We start from the raw sequence: 17,751 nt of genomic DNA, 5'->3' as shown, positions 1-17,751 counted from the left end.
GGATTGGATGGTATGACACGCCAAGAGGACCAACACTCTGCCAGTCAGGATTCAACAACAATGTTTTTTGTTGTTGGAGCTGGTAAGGCAGGGACAACTTGGCTTCATGACTACCTGTCCTCGCATGACCAAGTTTCGTGTGGGCCGACGAAAGAATACAGCTATTTTAACTATTTTTGGCGTACAGGCGGCGACGGGAAGCGACCTTTTGTCTGGTGGAACACGTGTTTGGCTCAAATGAGTTTGGCGCGGCGCACTGGCGCGGCCAGGGGCTATGTTGGATCTTTGATCTACACTCTACGTAACCCTCTGGATTACAAGGAGACTTTACGCGGTAAGGATCCTTTGACCCGAGCCTTTGGGGACGTTTCGCCACGGTATGCGACTTTGGGCGCTGAAGCGTTTGCGGAAATGAAGTCGATGCATCCTCGCACGAAATTTGTCTTTGTAATGAGAGATCCGGTCGATCGGCTTTGGTCGGCTGCGCAAATGAAACTGCGCAACCCGCGCTACAAAAGACGCGCGGCAAAAGCCGATTTTCTCATGACGCAGTTGGACGATAAGCTTGTGTTTGAATCCATGAACTACCCGCGCACTGTTGAGGCCCTGTTTCAGAGTGTGCCAGAGGATGATATTATCATCATGTTTTACGAGACTATGTTTGAGCAGGCCGAAATAGACAGGCTGTGCTCTGAGCTGGGTGTCGAGGCGCGTGAAGCGCAATTTGAAAAGCGCGTTTATGCAGAGACAAAAGGCGAGATGCCAGTGAGTTGGGCGCGTGCTATGTATTTAGAGCTGAAGCATATGTATCAATTCGTCGAACAGCGATTTCCTGCTGCAATTCCTGACTATTGGAAACATAAGGCCAACGACTATGAGAGGGCAGTATAATGGGCAAGCCGTCATTTGACGAACTGCGAGAGCTGGGCGCGTTGATCGAGGCGAAGCGGCCTGATTGTGTGTTGGGCTGGGATGTGAGCTTTGGTGACCTGAGCGTTGATGTGGCCCCGTCAAACATTGCGGGGCTTGTCGAGTTTCTGAAAACCGACTCTGCGTGCAAGTTTTCGACTTTGGTTGATATCACTGCGGTCGACTATCCCGAGCGCCCGAAGCGCTTTGAGGTGGTCTATCACTTCCTGAGCATGTTCCAGAACCACCGTATCCGTCTCAAGATGGCGATCCGTGAAGACGAGATCGTTCCGTCGATCACGGATGTGCACCCCTCAGCCAACTGGTTTGAGCGCGAGATTTTCGACATGTTCGGCATTCTCTTTTCAGGCCACCCCGATTTGCGTCGTATTCTCACAGACTACGGCTTCCGTGGCTATCCGCTGCGCAAAGATTTCCCGACGACCGGCTATGTCGAGCTGCGCTATGACGAGGCGCAGAAGCGCGTTGTTTATGAGCCTGTGAAGCTCGTGCAGGAATATCGTCAGTTTGACTTTATGAGCCCATGGGAGGGTGCGGAATACATCCTGCCCGGTGATGAAAAAGGTGAGGGCGCGAAATGATGGACGGTACAAGCTTTGACGACGCCCAAACAGGCGAGCAAAAGATCCGCAACTTCAACCTGAACTTCGGCCCGCAGCACCCTGCGGCGCACGGCGTTTTGCGCCTTGTTTTGGAGCTGGACGGCGAGATTGTCGAGCGCTGCGATCCGCACATCGGGCTTTTGCACCGTGGGACGGAAAAGCTCATGGAGAGCCGCACCTATTTGCAGAACCTGCCGTATTTTGACCGCCTCGACTATGTGGGCACGATGAATCAGGAGCATGCCTGGTGCTTGGCGATCGAGAAGCTGACGGGTGTGGAAATTCCGCGCCGCGCGAGCCTCATCCGTGTGCTCTATTGCGAGATTGGCCGTATTCTCAACCACCTGCTGAACGTGACAACGCAGGCTCTGGACGTGGGCGCGCTCACGCCGCCTGTGTGGGGCTTTGAAGAGCGCGAAAAGCTTATGGTGTTTTATGAGCGGGCCTGTGGTGCGCGCCTGCACGCGGCCTACTTCCGCCCCGGCGGTGTGCACCAAGACCTGCCGCCAGAGCTGATTGATGATATCGAAGAGTGGGCCAAGGGCTTTCCGAAGTTTCTGGAAGACCTCGGCGGGCTGCTGACGGAAAACCGTATCTTCAAGCAGCGCAACGTCGAGATTGGCGTGATCACCGAAGACGATGTGCTGGAGTGGGGCATGTCTGGCGTGATGGCGCGCTCTGTTGGCATGGCATGGGATTTGCGCCGCGCGCAGCCCTATGAGTGCTATGACGAATTCGAGTTCCAAATTCCTGTTGGCAAGAATGGCGACTGCTATGACCGCTACCTGATGCGCATGGAAGAAATGCGCCAGTCTGCGCATATCATGATCCAGGCCTGCCAGAAGCTTCGCGCGCCTGACGGGCAGGGCGATATTCTGGCCCGTGGCAAGCTGACACCGCCCAAACGCGCCGAGATGAAGACGTCGATGGAAGCGCTGATCCATCACTTCAAGCTCTACACCGAGGGCTTCCACGTGCCTGAGGGCGAGACATATGTCTGCGTTGAGGCCCCGAAGGGTGAGTTCGGTGTGTATCTGGTGTCTGACGGCTCCAACAAGCCATACCGCACCAAGATCCGTGCGCCGGGGTATCTACACCTGCAGGCGATGGACCATATGGCGCGCGGCCACCAGCTTGCCGATGTTGCAGCGATCATCGGAACGATGGACGTTGTGTTCGGGGAGATCGACAGGTGAGACTGCGGTTCGCCTTCCTAACTGTTGCGGCACTTGGCCTTTCGGCCTGTGCTGCGGCTCTGCCTGAGGGGCTTTCGTTGCAAGACGTGCTGGCCTTCGGGGCAGGTATGGAGAAGGCAGGCTGCCACGTAGAAACCGATGCGAAAGCAAAGGTTGTACAAGATCATACGGGCTTTGACGAAGACAAGCTCAGAGAAATTTCAAGATATATGCTTGATCAAGGGACGCTCATTCATGAGGGAACAGGGATCAGGCTCGTGACCGGGAACTGTGCCGATGCTTAGACGCCTATATCATACTCAGCCAGAGAGCTTTGCTTTCACACCTGCCAACCAGCAATGGGCCGAGGCGCAAATCACCAAATACCCTGAGGGGCGTCAGGCCAGTGCGGTTATTCCGCTCTTGTGGCGCGCTCAGGAGCAAGAGGGTTGGGTGACACGCCCGATCATCGAGACTGTCGCCAAGATGCTGGATATGGCCGAGATCCGTGTGCTTGAAGTTGCTTCGTTTTACTTCATGTTCCAGCTGCAACCCGTTGGATCTGTTGCGCATATTCAGGTTTGCGGAACGCTGTCCTGTATGATCTGCGGCGCGGAAGATCTGATTGCGGTCTGCAAAGAGAAGATCGCGCCCAAAGCGCACCAGCTGTCAGAAGACGGCCGTTTCTCTTGGGAAGAAGTCGAGTGTCTGGGCGCATGCTCCAACGCGCCGATGGCGCAGATTGGCAAAGATTATTACGAAGATCTCACCGCAGAGAACTTTACAAAGATTTTGGATGAGCTGGCGGCGGGGCGTGTGCCTGTGCCTGGCCCGCAGAACGGGCGCTATGCGTCAGAGCCTCTGTCTGGCCTCACGTCGCTGACCGACCACGACAGTGGCAAAACGCAGTATAACGCGAGCGCGCAGCTGGCGGTTGATCTTGGCGAAACGATCAAGCGGATTGACGGAACCGAGGTGCCTATTCTGACACCTTGGCTTGACCGTACGGACAAAGGCACCAAAGCCAAGGCAAAAGCACCAAAGGCAAAGCCGGCTGAAGCGGCCAAGGCGCCGAAGGCTGCGGCACCTGCGGCCAAATCGACGGCAAAGCCCAAGACGAAGCCCGCCGCAGAGCCTGTGAAAGCTGCCGAGGCTGTGGCCGAGAAAAAGCCGCGCACGATGGCGGCCCCGCGCAAAGCGGGTGCGGATGATCTGAAGCTGATCAGCGGTGTCGGCCCCAAGCTTGAGCAAACGCTGAACGAGCTTGGCTTCTGGCACTTTGACCAGATTGCCAAGTGGACCGAAACCGAGATTGCCTGGGTTGATGCGCGCCTGAAGTTTAAAGGCCGTATTGAACGGGACGACTGGATGGCGCAGGCCGAGGTGCTGGCGGCTGGCGGCGAGACCGAATTTTCGAAAAACAAGACTAAGAAATAGAGTAATGCCGCTGTTCGCGGCGAGGGGGACGAAACATGAAACATACGTCAGGATTAGGTTTTTGTGGCTGGGTGTGCTGGCTTCTTGGCTTGGTGGGAGGCATCGTTGCCTACTCGATGAGCGTTGAGGCTGTTGGCCCGTTTGCGGCCGTGCTTGTCGGCTTGGCGGTTGGCATTTTTGTCGGTTTGGTTTTGTCTGCTGTGTTTTGCAAAAAAGCAGCGCAGGTTGCCGAGGTTGCCCCTCAGGCGTCAGCGACCACAGCATCAGCGGCTGCCACCGCTGCACCGGCTGTTGCACCATCCAAGGATGAGGACGGCCGCGTAGCGGCGCGTGCTGCTGAGGAAAAGCGCACCGAAGAAGCAACGGCAAGCAAAGCCGCCAAAGCGCCCGCGAAAACGACAGCGGCGAAAAAGCCTGCCGCAGCCAAAGCGCCTGCCAAAAAGCCAGCGGCCAAAAAGACAGCGGCGAAGTCGGGTGCTGCGAAAGCAAGCACGACAACAAAAGCAGCCGAGGCAAAGCCAGCGAAAGCGGCCGCCAAACCAGCGGCCAAGACAGCAAGCAAAGAAGCGGCCCCCGCCAAGGCAAAAGCCCCGGCAGCTGCTGCGAAAGCCAAAGCGCCTGCAAAAGCCAAGGCGGCTCCTGCGGCCAAAGCGCCTGCGAAAGCAGCTGCCAAAACCGCAGCAAAGCCTGCTGGCGAGAAAAAGCCACGCACCATGAAAGCCGCGCGCAAAGCGGGTGCGGATGATCTGAAGCTGATCAGTGGTGTTGGCCCCAAGCTTGAGCAGACGCTGAACGAGCTTGGCTTCTGGCACTTTGACCAGATCGAGAAATGGGGCGCTGACGAGATCGCCTGGGTTGATGCGCGCCTGAAGTTCAAAGGCCGCATCGAGCGGGACGACTGGATGGCGCAAGCCAAGGTTCTTGCCGCGGGTGGCGAGACCGAGTTTTCCAAGAAAAGCAAGAAAGCTTGATAGGATAATACCATGAGCGGTGAGCATGATCAGAAGCAGGCACGAGCGGGGCGGGTGGTTTCACTTGTCATCGTTTTTGCGGTGCTTTTGTGGCTCGCCGCTCAATGGCTGGGCCCCCAGTTGGGGCTCGCAGGGCGCTATGCGCTTTTGATAGATTTTGCGGCAATTGGCGCGCTCGTTTGGGCCCTGATTGTCACGTTGCAGCTCTGGCGCGCGCGCCGGGACAATGAGGGTTAAGGCATGCTCAAAGATCAGGACCGTATCTTTACCAATATCTACGGAATGCACGAACGCACCTTGAAAGGTGCGCAGGCACGCGGACATTGGGACGGAACCGGCAATCTCATCGGCAAGGGCCGCGACTGGATCATCGAAGAGATGAAGGCCAGCGGCCTGCGTGGTCGGGGTGGTGCGGGCTTCCCCACGGGGTTGAAGTGGAGCTTCATGCCCAAAGAGAGCGATGGTCGCCCGTCTTATCTTGTTGTGAACGCCGATGAATCGGAGCCGGGCACGTGCAAAGACCGCGAGATCATGCGCCACGATCCGCATACGCTGATCGAGGGCTGTTTGATTGCCAGTTTCGCGATGAATGCGCATGCCTGCTATATCTACATTCGGGGCGAGTATATCCGCGAAAAAGAAGCGCTTCAGGCCGCAATCGACGAAGCCTATGATGCGGGTCTTGTTGGCAAGAATGCTGCCGGCTCGGGCTGGGATTTTGATATCTATCTGCACCACGGTGCAGGGGCCTATATTTGTGGTGAAGAGACAGCGCTGCTTGAGAGCCTTGAGGGCAAGAAGGGTATGCCGCGGATGAAGCCGCCGTTTCCTGCGGGTGCGGGGCTTTATGGCTGCCCGACCACTGTGAACAATGTTGAGAGCATCGCGGTTGTGCCAACGATCCTGCGCCGTGGTGCGAGCTGGTTCTCGGGCTTTGGCCGTGCCAACAACGCGGGCACAAAGCTGTTTGCGATCTCTGGCCATGTGAACACGCCTTGCGTGGTGGAAGAAGAAATGAGCATCAGCTTTGAAGAGCTGATCGAAAAGCACTGCGGCGGTATTCGCGGCGGCTGGGACAACCTCAAGGCCGTGATCCCCGGGGGGTCTTCTGTGCCCTGTGTGCGCGGTGAGAATATGCGTGACGCGATTATGGACTTTGATTATCTGCGCGGTGAGCTGGGCTCGGGCCTTGGCACGGCGGCGGTGATTGTGATGGATCAGAGCACGGATATCATCAAGGCGATCTGGCGCCTGGCGAAGTTTTACAAGCACGAAAGCTGCGGCCAGTGCACGCCGTGCCGCGAAGGCACCGGCTGGATGATGCGGGTTATGGAACGTCTTGTAGAGGGCAATGCCGATCCTGAAGAGATCGACATGCTGTGGGATGTGACGAAGCAGGTTGAAGGCCACACGATTTGTGCGCTTGGCGATGCGGCGGCATGGCCTATTCAGGGCCTGATCCGCAATTTCCGCGACGAAATCGAAGATCGTATCAAAGCCCAGCAAGCGGGCAAAACCTTGGCTGCGGAGTAATCTCTTGCATCTTGCAGAGCTCAATATTGGCCGTTTGACAGCCCCTGTGGATGACCCACGGGTGGCGGACTTTATGGACAATCTTGACCGTGTGAACGGGATGGGCAAACGCATGCCCGGCTTTGTGTGGATGATGGAAGGTTCAGGCGAGCCGGGGACGGGCAATACGGAAAACAGTATTGGTGATGATCCCCAGTTTGTGGCCAATCTGACCGTTTGGGAAGATGCTGACAGTTTGCGCAGCTTTGTGTGGAATACGGTTCACAAACAGTTTTACGAGCGTCGCGCAGAGTGGTTCGAGCTTTTGGGCGGGCAGCATTTTGTGATGTGGCATGTGCCTGAAGGGCATGAGCCAACGCTTGAGGAGGCTCTGGTGCGTCTTGAGCACCTGAAAGCTCATGGCGACAGTGATTTTGCTTTTGGTTGGGATGCGCTTGAGGGTGCGGCCGAGTGGAAGAGTAACCAGTGTGGGGTAGCGGCGGAATGAAAGATATCAAACACAAGCCTGTGCGCGACCTTCTTGGCCTTGAGAACGCTTTTGAAACTTACGTGTTTGATGAAAGCCGCGTTGATCTTTCTGGGTGGAATTCGACCCACTGGTTTTTCAGAAGCCTTCTGAGCGAGTTCAAGCCCAAGCTGATCTTGGAGCTGGGTGTCTGGAAGGGAAAATCCTCGATCCATATGGCACATGAGGCCAAGCGGCTCGGTCTGGAAACAGAGATTGTTGCGATCGACACGTGGTTGGGCTCCTCTGCGCATCTGTCATCCAAAGGGCGCCGCCAAGAGCTGAGCCCGCGCAACGGCTACCCAACGCTTTATGAGACCTTTCTGGCGAATGTATACTCGGAGGGTATGCAGGATGTGATCGTTCCGCTGCCGATGGATGGCAATTCGGCCGCCTATGCGCTGAAGCGCCTTGGTGTGAAGGCGGACATGATCCACATTGATGCCAGCCACGAATATGAAGCCTGCCTCTCAGATTTCCGCAACTATTGGGAGCTGTTGGCCGATGATGGCGTGATGCTTTGCGACGACTATGGCAACTGGCCTGAAGTGAGCCGGGCCGTGTGTCAGTTTGCAGCCGAGGTTGATCGGCCGATCTGGACAACGATGGCAAAGGCGATCATCTGCAAAGATGCAAGTATCGGCTTTGATCTTGAAATCAAGAAGCGCAGAAAGATCAAGGTATGAGCATGTTTGGAAGAGCGACAACGATTGGTGTTTGTATCGCAGTGGTCGCGGCTTTGGCGGGCTGTTCCGGCACGCGCAATGCGCTGAACTCGCAGAGCTATGCCTATGAGGGCTACGGCTTTAAGGGCAGGTTGCAACGCGACAAGGCAGACCGTGCGCAGTTTGCTGTGACGGTCCGTGGGGCCGACCGCGGTGTGATCGGGGCGTTGGAAGCGGCCCGCATCGAGGCAAACCGTTATTGTATTGCGCAGTATGGCAATACGGATATCAGCTGGAACGGGATTGGCCCTGACAGCGATGTGAGTGACGTCGCTCTGACCGATGGTGGCACACTAGAGCTGAGTGGGCGGTGTTCTTCATGGTGAAAACGCCTTCACATATCAGGCAAGATGCCGCCGTATTTGGCGGGCTTCAGGACTGTTATTGCATAACGGAGACTGCAAGCCTCATCTCAGGCAAAGCAAAGAGCGGCTTGTATGGCGCTCGTGTTTCGCGTGTGAGGAGTGTTGATATGCGTAAGTTAACAGTGGTGACGGTTGCGGCAGTTATGGCGGGGTCGTTTGCGGTGGCCAAGCCAGCTTTGAGAGACGTAAAAGAGATTGACGACCAGATGCTTCATGTGGGTATTGCCCTTGAAATATCTGACCGTTGCGACACGATATCGGCACGTAAGATCAAAGGGATAACCTTTCTTTGGGACATCAAGCGTCGCGCCAACGCGCTTGGGTATAGTGACGATGAAATTAACGCCTATCGCAAGAGTCCGGTCGAGAAAGACCGTATTCGCGCCAGTGGCGAGACCTATGTGAAATCAAAAGGGTTGAACCCGAAGAGCGCTGCTGATTTGTGCACCCTTGGAAAAGCCGAGATCGCCAAAGGCAGCGTGATCGGGAGCCTGCTGAAAGCAAAGTGAGACGACATGAGCGATTTACGTAAGATCATCATTGACGACAAAGAGGTCGAAGTTGAAGGCGCGATGACGCTTATTCAGGCCTGTGAAGAGGCCGGAATTGAAGTGCCGCGCTTTTGCTACCATGAGCGCCTCAGCATTGCGGGCAACTGCCGCATGTGCCTTGTTGAAGTTGTTGGCGGCCCGCCCAAGCCTGCGGCCTCTTGCGCGATGCAGGTGCGTGATCTGCGCCCCGGCCCTGAGGGCCAGCCGCCTGTTGTGAAAACCAACTCGCCGATGGTGAAGAAGGCGCGCGAAGGCGTGATGGAATTTCTGCTGATCAACCACCCGCTGGATTGCCCGATTTGCGACCAGGGTGGTGAGTGTGACTTGCAAGACCAGGCTATGGCGTATGGCGTTGATTTCTCGCGCTTCCGTGAGCCAAAGCGCGCGACAGACGATCTTGATCTTGGGCCGCTTGTCGAAACCCATATGACGCGCTGCATTTCGTGCACGCGGTGTGTGCGCTTTACCACCGAAGTGGCGGGCATCACCCAGATGGGCCAGACGGGGCGTGGCGAAGACAGCGAGATCACCGCCTACCTTGGCGAGACGCTGGACAGCAACCTGCAAGGCAACATCATTGATCTGTGCCCTGTTGGCGCGCTTGTGTCCAAGCCCTATGCCTTTACAGCGCGTCCTTGGGAGCTGACCAAGACAGAAACCATTGATGTTATGGATGCCCTTGGCAGCAGCATTCGTGTTGACACGAAGGGCCGCGAAGTGATGCGGATTTTGCCACGCAACCATGATGGCGTGAACGAAGAGTGGATTTCGGACAAAACCCGTTTTGTATGGGACGGTCTGCGCCGCCAGCGCTTGGACAAGCCTTACATTCGAGAAAACGGCAAGCTGCGGGCTGCAAGCTGGGGCGAAGCCCTGAGCCTTGCGGGCGAGAAGCTGAAAGGCGCAACCAAAGTGGCCGGCCTTGTGGGAGATCTTGTTCCTGTGGAAGCCGCATTTGCCCTGAAGCAGCTGGTTGAAGGGCAGGGCGGCGCGGTTGAGTGCCGTGTCGATGGCGCGAAGCTGCCTGCGGGCAACCGCTCGGGCTATGTTGGCACTGCCAGCATCGAAGATATTGATACCGCCAAGCAGATTACGCTGATTGGAACCAACCCGCGCGAAGAAGCCCCTGTGCTCAACGCGCGCATTCGTCGGGCTTGGTCTCGCGGGGCCAATGTTGGGGTGATCGGTCAAGCTGTTGACCTGACATATGATTATGAACATCTGGGCGATGACCGCGCTGCGCTTGAAAAGGCGCTTGGCGGCAAAGCCAAAGCGGCGGACGCGGGCGAAAACCTTGTGATCATTGGCCAAGGTGCGATCCGCGAAGCGGATGGCGCGGCGGTTCTGGCGGCGGCGATGCAGCTTGCTGAAGCCACGGGCGCGAAGCTTCTGGTGCTGCACACTGCGGCCAGCCGTGTCGGCGCGATGGATATTGGCGCTGTGACAGAGGGTGGCCTGAGTGCTGCGACAGATGGCGCTGATGTTGTCTATAATCTGGGCGCTGATGAAGTTGATATCGCGGCAGGGGCCTTTGTGATTTACCAAGGCAGCCATGGCGACCGTGGTGCGCACCGTGCCGACGTGATTTTGCCCGGTGCGGCTTACACGGAAGAGCAGGGGCTTTTTGTGAACACCGAAGGCCGCCCGCAGCTTGCGGTCCGGGCCGGCTTTGCGCCCGGTGAAGCCAAGGAAAACTGGGCGATCTTGCGGGCGCTGTCTGCCGAGCTTGGGGCAACCCAGCCATGGGACAGCCTTGTGCAACTGCGCAAAGCGCTTGTGGCGGCGGTTCCGCATCTGGCCGAGGTGGACGAGGTGCCAGAAAACGACTGGCGCGCCGAGCCTAAAGGCAAGCTGGGGACAGCGACCTTCAAGAACGCGATTGCCGATTTCTACCTGACCAACCCTGTGGCCCGCGCCTCTGAGCTGATGGCCGAGTTGAGCGCAGGCGTCAAAGCACGCGGGCAGGAAAAGGTGGCAGCCGAGTGAAGGCATTTGCCAACATAACGCTTGCGTCTGCGGCGCTCGCCACTTTGGGCGGGTGCACGGAACCTACGGGGGAGGACGTGACACGCGCGGCCACACCCGAGGCGCCGCGCGTGCTGTCATATGACGGCATTGCGACGCAGCTTTTAGAGGGTGATTTGGTACAGTTTGTTGTGGCGATGGGTGGTGATGCACAGCCAGATGACGTGAGCCGCTATGCGGAATGCGCCGCTGCGCAATATTCACTTATTCGCGGATACGGATTTGCGCGCCATGTGCGCACAAATGTTGAGATTAAGGGTGGCCAGTGGCGCGGAGATGCGGTTTATACCATCTCGGCTGCATTGCCGCGTGGTTTGCGGACGGTCGATGCTGAAATCGTCGTTCAGAACTGCTTAGAAGACAAGATACCGATGGTGTGAGGGGCTAATGGCTGAATTCTTTACCAACACGAATCTGGGGATTTTCCTGCTTATTGTGGGACAATGCCTGCTGATTATCGTGCCGCTTCTCGTAGCGCTGGCATTTCTGCTCTATTTTGACCGCAAGGTCTGGGCTGCTGTCCAGATGCGCCGTGGCCCCAACGTGGTCGGGGTGTTCGGGCTGTTTCAGAGCTTTGCAGACTTTATCAAATATGCGGTGAAAGAGATTGTTGTGCCTGCCGGTGCTGACAAGTTCGTCTTTTTCCTCGCGCCTTTGGTGAGCTTTGTGCTGGCCATGGCGGCTTGGGCTGTGATCCCCTTCAATGACGGATGGGTTCTGGCCGATATCAACGTGGCTGTGCTGTATATCTTCGCCTTCTCCTCGCTTGAGGTTTACGGCGTGATCATGGGGGGCTGGGCGTCTAACTCCAAGTACCCGTTCCTTGGCTCGCTCCGGTCTGCTGCGCAGATGATTTCTTATGAGGTGTCTTTGGGCCTTATCATCATCGGCATCATCATTTCGGCGGGCTCACTGAACCTCGGTGAGATTGTGCACGCGCAAGACGGTGATTACGGTCTTTTCAGCTGGTTCTGGATTCCGCATTTCCCGATGCTGTTCCTCTTCCTGATTTCGGCCATGGCCGAGACCAACCGCCCGCCATTTGACCTTCCTGAGGCTGAATCAGAGCTGGTTGCGGGCTATCAGGTTGAGTATTCCTCAACGCCGTTTCTTCTCTTTATGATCGGGGAATATGTGGCCATCGTTCTGATGTGTGCGCTGGTCTCCCTGTTCTTCTTTGGCGGTTGGTTGTCACCGATCCCCGGTTTGCCTGACGGCATCATGTGGATGTTTGGCAAAATGTTCCTTGTCTTCTTCATCTTCGCGATGGTGAAGGCGATCACGCCACGCTACCGTTATGACCAGCTGATGCGGATTGGTTGGAAGGTGTTCCTGCCGATGAGTTTGATCTGGGTTGTGTTTGTGGCCTTTGCAGCGAAATTTGACTGGTTCTGGGGCACGTTCGCGCGCTGGAGCGTAGGAGGATAATATGGCGAATATCGACTATAAACGCGCAGTTGGTTACTTCTTCCTGTCTGATTTCCTGCAAGGCATGAAGCTGGGCCTGAAGTATTTCTTTGCGCCCAAGGCCACGCTGAACTACCCGCACGAAAAGGGCCCTCTGAGCCCGCGCTTTCGCGGTGAGCACGCTTTGCGCCGCTATCCGAACGGCGAAGAGCGCTGCATTGCCTGTAAGCTGTGTGAAGCGATCTGCCCTGCACAAGCGATCACCATTGATGCGGAACCGCGCGATGACGGCTCGCGCCGCACAACGCGCTATGACATTGACATGACGAAGTGCATCTACTGCGGTTTCTGCCAAGAGGCTTGCCCGGTTGATGCGATCGTTGAAGGCCCGAACTTTGAATATGCCACGGAAACCCGTGAGGAGCTGTTTTACGACAAAAACAAGCTGCTCGAAAACGGCGACCGCTGGGAAGCAGAGATCGCGCGCAACCTTGAGCTGGATGCACCTTACAGATGAGCAAAACACCCTTTGAAATGATGATGGAACAAGCGAGCGAAATGGCCAAAGCCATGGCGCCTGCGCTTGAGACGTTTTCGCCCAAAGGGTTTGAAGCGATGTGGCCGACCATGTCTAAAGAGATGATGGAAGCCACCTTCGGTAAGGGCCTCAACGACAAGGGGCTTGATGCGAAGACGCGGCTTTTGCTCACCCTTGCAGGGCTGACCATGCAAGGCGCACAGGGCGAAGCACAGATTAGGCTGACCGTCCGCCACTTGGGCGAGGCGGGAGCAACTGACGAAGAAATAGCCGAGACAATCGCCACTATGGCGATGTTTGCGGGCATTCCGGCCATGACGCGGGCGATGGAAATCGCCAAGGATGTCATGGAGCAAAGCAAGGATGATGAGACATGACCGTAGTGACTTTTGCCTTTTACCTTTTCGCCATTGGCGTGCTGACAGGTGGGCTTTTCACGGTGCTTAGCCGCAACCCTGTGCACTCGGTGCTTTGGCTGATCCTTGCGTTCATGAGCGCGGCGGGGCTTTTTGTTCTGCTCGGGGCTGAGTTTATCGCGATGCTGCTGATGATTGTTTATGTCGGCGCTGTGGCTGTTCTCTTCCTCTTCGTGGTGATGATGCTGGATGTGGACTTTGCAGAGCTCAAGGCCGGTATGGCCCAATATATGCCTGTTGCGCTTGCAATCGGGATTGTGATGCTGATGTCGCTTGGCCTTGCCTATGGCGACTGGCAGATGGCTGAGGGGGCCGAGGCCGCGCGTGTGGCTGTGACACCCGAGGGCACGCAAAACACCGCCGCTTTGGGGCTTATCCTGTATGACCAATATTTCCTGATCTTCCAGCTGGCGGGCTTGATCCTGCTTGTGGCGATGATCGGTGCGATTGTGCTTACGCTGCGCCACCGTGATGGCGTAAAGCGCCAGAACGTACTGGAGCAAATGTGGCGCGATCCAAAAGACGCGATGGAACTGAAAGACGTAAAACCGGGGCAGGGGCTTTAAGCCACCCGCTCTGAGAACAATAAAGAACCGAGGGACGACATGATCGGACTTGAACATTATCTGACGGTGGCAGCCGTGCTGTTTGTCACTGGCATTTTCGGGCTCTTCCTGAACAGGAAGAACATCATCATTCTGCTGATGTCGATCGAGCTCATCCTCCTGTCGGTGAATATTAATTTCGTCGCATTCTCTTCCTACATGGGAGATATGGCAGGGCAGGTGTTTACACTGTTTATCCTGACAGTGGCTGCTGCCGAGGCCGCGATTGGCCTTGCGATCCTTGTGGTCTTCTTCCGCAACCGTGGCACGATTGACGTTGAAGACGTCAACGTGATGAAGGGATAAGCCCGATGGAACAGATTATTCTCTTCGCCCCTCTGGTTGGCGCACTCATCGCTGGCTTCGGCCACCGCGTGATCGGTGACAAAGGGGCACAATGGCTGACAACGGGCCTGCTGTTTCTGGCAGCGGCTCTGAGCTGGGTTGTCTTTCTCAACTTTGATGGCGTAACGCGCCAGATCGAAATTCTGACGTGGATCCAGTCGGGGACGCTTGATACGAGCTGGGCCATTCGCCTTGACCGCCTCACAGCGATTATGTTGATTGTTATCAACACGGTGTCGGCGCTCGTTCACCTGTATTCCATGGGTTACATGGCCCATGATGAAAACTGGAAAGACGGCGAGAGCTACCGCCCACGCTTCTTTGCGTATCTGTCTTTCTTCACCTTCTCGATGTTGATGCTGGTGACCGCGGACAACCTGATCCAGATGTTCTTTGGCTGGGAAGGTGTTGGCGTTGCCTCATACCTTCTGATCGGCTTTTACTACCGCAAGCCAAGCGCCAATGCGGCGGCTATAAAGGCTTTTGTTGTCAACCGTGTGGGGGACTTCGGCTTTGCCCTTGGGATCTTCGGGCTGTTCTACCTTGTGGACAGTGTAAACCTGGATGACATTTTCACAGCGGCCCCAACACTTGCGGAAACGCAGATCAGCTTCTTGTGGACAGAGTGGAACGCGGCCAACTTGCTTGCTTTCCTGCTGTTTGTCGGTGCGATGGGCAAATCGGCCCAGCTTTTCCTGCACACATGGCTGCCAGACGCGATGGAAGGCCCGACACCTGTTTCGGCGCTCATCCACGCGGCGACCATGGTGACGGCGGGTGTCTTCCTCGTTTGCCGCATGTCGCCCCTGTTTGAATTTGCACCCGAGGCGACGGCGTTCATCGTTTTCCTTGGCGCAACGACCGCCTTTTTCGCGGCGACAGTCGGCCTTGTGCAAAACGACATCAAACGCGTCATCGCGTACTCAACCTGCTCGCAACTCGGCTATATGTTTGTGGCTGCGGGTGTTGGCGTTTACTCGGTCGCGATGTTCCATCTCTTCACGCACGCTTTCTTTAAAGCGATGTTGTTCCTCGGGGCGGGCTCGGTCATCCACGGGATGCACCACGAGCAAGACATGCGGAACTATGGCGGGCTGCGTAAGAAGCTGCCCTATACCTTCTGGGCCATGATGATCGGGACACTGGCGATCACGGGTGTCGGTATTCCTTTGACCGGCTGGATCGGGTTTGCGGGCTTTGCCTCTAAAGACGCCGTTATTGAATCTGCCTATGCGGCGGGGCCAATGGGCTATGCTTTCTGGATGTTGGTGATCGCGGCCTTGTTCACGAGCTTTTATTCGTGGCGCCTTATGTTCATGACATTCTTTGGCAAACCACGTGGCGACAAGCACACGCATGAGCACGCACATGAGAGCCCCGCTGTCATGTTGATACCGCTTGGCGTGTTGTCGCTTGGTGCGATTTTCGCGGGTGCGATCTGGTACAACTCGTTCTTCGGCCATACCGATACTGTCGGTAAGTTCTTCGGTGTGCCCTATGCGGAAGCTGGCGCGCATGACGCGCACGCAGACGAGGGCCACGGCGACGACCACGGTGCGGCCAAGGCCGATGACCACGGTGGCGAGGCGAAGCATCACTATGTCTTTACGGGCAAGCCGGGTGAGGGCGCTATTTACACAGGCGAAAGCAACACGATATTGGCAGACGCGCATGAGGTGCCCAAATGGGTCAAAGTCAGCCCCTTTGCGGCGATGCTGATCGGCCTGATCACAGCGCTCTGGTTTTATATCTGGAGCCCGAGCCTGCCTGCGAAACTGGCCGAGAGCCAGCGCCCGCTTTACCTGTTTCTGCTCAACAAATGGTACTTTGACGAGATCTACGACTTCCTTTTCGTGAACCCCGCCAAAGCGCTTGGCCGCTTCCTTTGGAAAAAGGGGGATGGCCGTGTGATTGACGGTTCGATCAACGGTGTTGCCATGGGCATCATTCCCTTCTTCACACGCCTGTCAGGGCGCGCTCAGTCGGGTTACATTTTCACTTACGCATTCGCCATGGTCATCGGAGTTGTTCTCCTTGTCATGTGGATGGCCTTTACAGGGGGCACACGGTAATGGACAACCTTCTTTCCATTGTCACTTTCATTCCTGCGCTTGCTGCGCTCATCCTGGCGCTGTTTCTGCGCGGTGATGATGCGGCGTCAGCGCGCAATGCCAAGTGGGTTGCGCTGATCGCGACCTCTATCACATTGCTTGTTTCGTTGTTTATTCTGGCCGAGTTTGACCCGAGCGATACGGGCTTTCAGATGGTGGAAGAGCGCGAATGGCTGATGGGCCTGAAGTACAAGCTGGGCGTTGACGGGATCAGTGTTCTGTTTGTGATGCTCACAACCTTCATGATGCCGCTCACCATTGCTGCGAGCTGGGATGTGAAGACGCGTGTGAAGGAATATATGATTGCCTTCCTCGTGCTTGAGACCCTCATGCTTGGCGTGTTCATGGCGCTTGATCTGGTCTTGTTCTACGTCTTCTTTGAAGCGGGGTTGATCCCGATGTTCCTGATCATTGGGATCTGGGGCGGCAAAGAGCGTATTTATGCGAGCTTCAAATTCTTCCTCTACACCTTCCTCGGCTCTGTTCTCATGCTTGTTGCGATGGTGGCGATGTATGCAGACGCAGGCACAACCGACATTCCGACGCTGATGAAACATACCTTCGGGTCTGAGGGCTTCTCGCTGTTGGGTGTGCAGGTTGTCGGTGGTTTCCAGACGCTTCTCTTCCTCGCGTTTTTTGCCAGCTTTGCTGTCAAAATGCCCATGTGGCCTGTGCACACCTGGTTGCCAGATGCGCACGTTCAGGCGCCCACAGCCGGTTCGGTTGTTCTGGCGGCGATCCTTTTGAAAATGGGTGGCTACGGGTTCTTGCGGTTCAGCCTTCCGATGTTTCCTGTCGGCTCTGATGTTGTGGCGCCGCTGGTGCTTTGGATGAGCGCGATCGCGATTGTCTACACCTCGCTGGTTGCGCTTGTGCAGGAAGATATGAAAAAGCTGATTGCCTATTCCTCGGTTGCGCACATGGGCTTTGTGACCATGGGGATCTTCGCGGTGAACCAGCAGGGCGTTGATGGTGCGATCTTCCAGATGATCAGCCACGGCTTCATTTCCGGTGCACTCTTTCTCTGCGTGGGCGTTATCTATGACCGTATGCACACCCGCGAGATTGATGCTTACGGCGGGCTTGTGAACCGTATGCCAGCTTATGCGCTGATCTTTATGTTTTTCACGATGGCGAACGTCGGCTTGCCCGGTACGTCTGGTTTCGTGGGCGAGTTCCTGACGTTGATGGGGGTCTTCAAGGTGAACACATGGGTTGCTGCGGTTGCGGCGCTTGGCGTGATCCTGTCGGCTGGTTATGCGCTGTGGCTCTATCGCCGTGTTGTTTTTGGTGACCTGATCAAGGAAAGCTTGAAAACCATCAGCGATATGACCGCGCGTGAGAAGACCATCTTTGCACCGCTTGTTATAATGACGTTGCTGTTGGGGGTTTATCCAAGCCTTGTCACCGATATCATCGGGCCTTCTGTTGAAGCGCTTGTTTCCAATTATCACACTGCCCTGCACGATGCAGGCACGGCCGCCACCGCGCTGGCCCAATCGCACTAACG

The 17,751-nt window shown here is 56.3% G+C and carries 21 protein-coding genes; all 21 read left to right on the top strand.

Annotation, left to right across the window (positions count from 1 at the left end; translation table 11 throughout):
* Window positions 1–12 precede the first annotated feature (12 nt).
* Window positions 13–891 carry a sulfotransferase family protein gene (locus ACTG3X_RS04175; protein WP_439109979.1) on the top strand — a complete coding sequence of 293 codons (879 nt, stop codon included), beginning with the start codon at window positions 13–15 and terminating at the stop codon, window positions 889–891.
* A complete protein-coding gene (locus ACTG3X_RS04170; protein ID WP_439109978.1) occupies window positions 891–1,511 on the top strand; it encodes an NADH-quinone oxidoreductase subunit C in 621 nt (206 codons plus the stop codon). Before ACTG3X_RS04175 ends, ACTG3X_RS04170 begins: the two co-directional genes overlap by 1 nt.
* Complete coding sequence (locus tag ACTG3X_RS04165) at window positions 1,511–2,728, top strand: NADH-quinone oxidoreductase subunit D (protein ID WP_439110112.1); 1,218 nt, start codon at window positions 1,511–1,513, stop codon at window positions 2,726–2,728. Before ACTG3X_RS04170 ends, ACTG3X_RS04165 begins: the two co-directional genes overlap by 1 nt.
* Window positions 2,725–3,012: a hypothetical protein gene (locus ACTG3X_RS04160; RefSeq protein ID WP_439109977.1), complete on the top strand. Its 288-nt coding sequence runs from the start codon at window positions 2,725–2,727 to the stop codon at window positions 3,010–3,012. The genes ACTG3X_RS04165 and ACTG3X_RS04160 overlap by 4 nt, the downstream gene beginning before the upstream one ends.
* Window positions 3,005–4,144 carry an NADH-quinone oxidoreductase subunit E gene (locus tag ACTG3X_RS04155; protein ID WP_439109976.1) on the top strand — a complete coding sequence of 380 codons (1,140 nt, stop codon included), beginning with the start codon at window positions 3,005–3,007 and terminating at the stop codon, window positions 4,142–4,144. The genes ACTG3X_RS04160 and ACTG3X_RS04155 overlap by 8 nt, the downstream gene beginning before the upstream one ends.
* A 35-nt stretch (window positions 4,145–4,179) precedes the next feature.
* A complete protein-coding gene (locus ACTG3X_RS04150) occupies window positions 4,180–5,115 on the top strand; it encodes an endonuclease (protein WP_439109975.1) in 936 nt (311 codons plus the stop codon).
* A gap of 12 nt (window positions 5,116–5,127) precedes the next feature.
* The gene (locus ACTG3X_RS04145) at window positions 5,128–5,352 is read left to right on the top strand and encodes a DUF5337 domain-containing protein (RefSeq protein ID WP_439109974.1); all 225 of its coding nucleotides are present in this window, start codon (window positions 5,128–5,130) and stop codon (window positions 5,350–5,352) included.
* Between the two features lie 3 nt (window positions 5,353–5,355).
* Complete coding sequence (gene nuoF / locus ACTG3X_RS04140) at window positions 5,356–6,648, top strand: NADH-quinone oxidoreductase subunit NuoF (protein ID WP_439109973.1); 1,293 nt, start codon at window positions 5,356–5,358, stop codon at window positions 6,646–6,648.
* A gap of 4 nt (window positions 6,649–6,652) precedes the next feature.
* Window positions 6,653–7,135: a DUF3291 domain-containing protein gene (locus tag ACTG3X_RS04135; RefSeq protein WP_439109972.1), complete on the top strand. Its 483-nt coding sequence runs from the start codon at window positions 6,653–6,655 to the stop codon at window positions 7,133–7,135.
* A complete protein-coding gene (locus ACTG3X_RS04130) occupies window positions 7,132–7,839 on the top strand; it encodes a class I SAM-dependent methyltransferase (protein ID WP_439109971.1) in 708 nt (235 codons plus the stop codon). Before ACTG3X_RS04135 ends, ACTG3X_RS04130 begins: the two co-directional genes overlap by 4 nt.
* Window positions 7,836–8,204 (top strand): hypothetical protein, encoded by a 369-nt coding sequence (locus ACTG3X_RS04125; protein ID WP_439109970.1) that lies wholly within the window; start codon window positions 7,836–7,838, stop codon window positions 8,202–8,204. Before ACTG3X_RS04130 ends, ACTG3X_RS04125 begins: the two co-directional genes overlap by 4 nt.
* 146 nt (window positions 8,205–8,350) lie before the next feature.
* Window positions 8,351–8,752, top strand: coding sequence for a DUF5333 domain-containing protein (locus tag ACTG3X_RS04120; protein WP_439109969.1), 402 nt, complete (start codon window positions 8,351–8,353; stop codon window positions 8,750–8,752).
* 6 nt (window positions 8,753–8,758) lie between these two features.
* A complete protein-coding gene (gene nuoG / locus ACTG3X_RS04115) occupies window positions 8,759–10,780 on the top strand; it encodes an NADH-quinone oxidoreductase subunit NuoG (RefSeq protein ID WP_439109968.1) in 2,022 nt (673 codons plus the stop codon).
* The gene (locus ACTG3X_RS04110; RefSeq protein ID WP_439109967.1) at window positions 10,777–11,199 is read left to right on the top strand and encodes a hypothetical protein; all 423 of its coding nucleotides are present in this window, start codon (window positions 10,777–10,779) and stop codon (window positions 11,197–11,199) included. Before nuoG ends, ACTG3X_RS04110 begins: the two co-directional genes overlap by 4 nt.
* Window positions 11,200–11,206: 7 nt before the next feature.
* Window positions 11,207–12,247 (top strand): NADH-quinone oxidoreductase subunit NuoH, encoded by a 1,041-nt coding sequence (gene nuoH, locus ACTG3X_RS04105; RefSeq protein WP_439109966.1) that lies wholly within the window; start codon window positions 11,207–11,209, stop codon window positions 12,245–12,247.
* Window position 12,248: 1 nt separating this feature from the next.
* Window positions 12,249–12,743, top strand: coding sequence for an NADH-quinone oxidoreductase subunit NuoI (gene nuoI / locus ACTG3X_RS04100; RefSeq protein ID WP_439109965.1), 495 nt, complete (start codon window positions 12,249–12,251; stop codon window positions 12,741–12,743).
* Entirely contained in the window at window positions 12,740–13,141 is a 402-nt protein-coding gene (locus ACTG3X_RS04095) for a carboxymuconolactone decarboxylase family protein (protein WP_439109964.1), read from the top strand. Before nuoI ends, ACTG3X_RS04095 begins: the two co-directional genes overlap by 4 nt.
* Window positions 13,138–13,746 (top strand): NADH-quinone oxidoreductase subunit J, encoded by a 609-nt coding sequence (locus ACTG3X_RS04090; RefSeq protein WP_439109963.1) that lies wholly within the window; start codon window positions 13,138–13,140, stop codon window positions 13,744–13,746. The genes ACTG3X_RS04095 and ACTG3X_RS04090 overlap by 4 nt, the downstream gene beginning before the upstream one ends.
* 39 nt (window positions 13,747–13,785) lie before the next feature.
* Window positions 13,786–14,091, top strand: coding sequence for an NADH-quinone oxidoreductase subunit NuoK (gene nuoK / locus ACTG3X_RS04085; protein ID WP_439109962.1), 306 nt, complete (start codon window positions 13,786–13,788; stop codon window positions 14,089–14,091).
* 5 nt (window positions 14,092–14,096) lie between these two features.
* Entirely contained in the window at window positions 14,097–16,202 is a 2,106-nt protein-coding gene (nuoL, locus tag ACTG3X_RS04080; RefSeq protein ID WP_439109961.1) for an NADH-quinone oxidoreductase subunit L, read from the top strand.
* Window positions 16,202–17,749, top strand: a complete 1,548-nt coding sequence (locus ACTG3X_RS04075; protein WP_439109960.1) for an NADH-quinone oxidoreductase subunit M — start codon at window positions 16,202–16,204, stop codon at window positions 17,747–17,749. Before nuoL ends, ACTG3X_RS04075 begins: the two co-directional genes overlap by 1 nt.
* The last annotated feature ends 2 nt before the right edge of the window (window positions 17,750–17,751 follow it).

Origin of the sequence: Lentibacter sp. (assembly GCF_965658795.1) — a bacterium.
In the GTDB taxonomy this organism is placed as follows: Bacteria; Pseudomonadota; Alphaproteobacteria; order Rhodobacterales; family Rhodobacteraceae; genus Lentibacter.
This window is presented reverse-complemented; position numbering and strand designations above follow the sequence as displayed.

Bases quoted from the DNA above. Each gene is read 5' to 3' on its own strand.
- ACTG3X_RS04120 (WP_439109969.1), top strand. From the start codon at position 8,351: ATGCGTAAGTTAACAGTGGTGACGGTTGCGGCAGTTATGGCGGGGTCG.
- ACTG3X_RS04095 (WP_439109964.1), top strand. From the start codon at position 12,740: ATGAGCAAAACACCCTTTGAAATGATGATGGAACAAGCGAGCGAAATG.
- ACTG3X_RS04150 (WP_439109975.1), top strand. From the start codon at position 4,180: ATGAAACATACGTCAGGATTAGGTTTTTGTGGCTGGGTGTGCTGGCTT.
- nuoF (WP_439109973.1), top strand. From the start codon at position 5,356: ATGCTCAAAGATCAGGACCGTATCTTTACCAATATCTACGGAATGCAC.
- nuoG (WP_439109968.1), top strand. From the start codon at position 8,759: ATGAGCGATTTACGTAAGATCATCATTGACGACAAAGAGGTCGAAGTT.
- ACTG3X_RS04145 (WP_439109974.1), top strand. From the start codon at position 5,128: ATGAGCGGTGAGCATGATCAGAAGCAGGCACGAGCGGGGCGGGTGGTT.
- ACTG3X_RS04125 (WP_439109970.1), top strand. From the start codon at position 7,836: ATGAGCATGTTTGGAAGAGCGACAACGATTGGTGTTTGTATCGCAGTG.
- ACTG3X_RS04170 (WP_439109978.1), top strand. From the start codon at position 891: ATGGGCAAGCCGTCATTTGACGAACTGCGAGAGCTGGGCGCGTTGATC.
- nuoI (WP_439109965.1), top strand. From the start codon at position 12,249: ATGGCGAATATCGACTATAAACGCGCAGTTGGTTACTTCTTCCTGTCT.
- nuoL (WP_439109961.1), top strand. From the start codon at position 14,097: ATGGAACAGATTATTCTCTTCGCCCCTCTGGTTGGCGCACTCATCGCT.
- ACTG3X_RS04090 (WP_439109963.1), top strand. From the start codon at position 13,138: ATGACCGTAGTGACTTTTGCCTTTTACCTTTTCGCCATTGGCGTGCTG.
- ACTG3X_RS04165 (WP_439110112.1), top strand. From the start codon at position 1,511: ATGGACGGTACAAGCTTTGACGACGCCCAAACAGGCGAGCAAAAGATC.
- ACTG3X_RS04155 (WP_439109976.1), top strand. From the start codon at position 3,005: ATGCTTAGACGCCTATATCATACTCAGCCAGAGAGCTTTGCTTTCACA.
- ACTG3X_RS04175 (WP_439109979.1), top strand. From the start codon at position 13: ATGACACGCCAAGAGGACCAACACTCTGCCAGTCAGGATTCAACAACA.
- nuoH (WP_439109966.1), top strand. From the start codon at position 11,207: ATGGCTGAATTCTTTACCAACACGAATCTGGGGATTTTCCTGCTTATT.
- ACTG3X_RS04130 (WP_439109971.1), top strand. From the start codon at position 7,132: ATGAAAGATATCAAACACAAGCCTGTGCGCGACCTTCTTGGCCTTGAG.
- ACTG3X_RS04075 (WP_439109960.1), top strand. From the start codon at position 16,202: ATGGACAACCTTCTTTCCATTGTCACTTTCATTCCTGCGCTTGCTGCG.
- nuoK (WP_439109962.1), top strand. From the start codon at position 13,786: ATGATCGGACTTGAACATTATCTGACGGTGGCAGCCGTGCTGTTTGTC.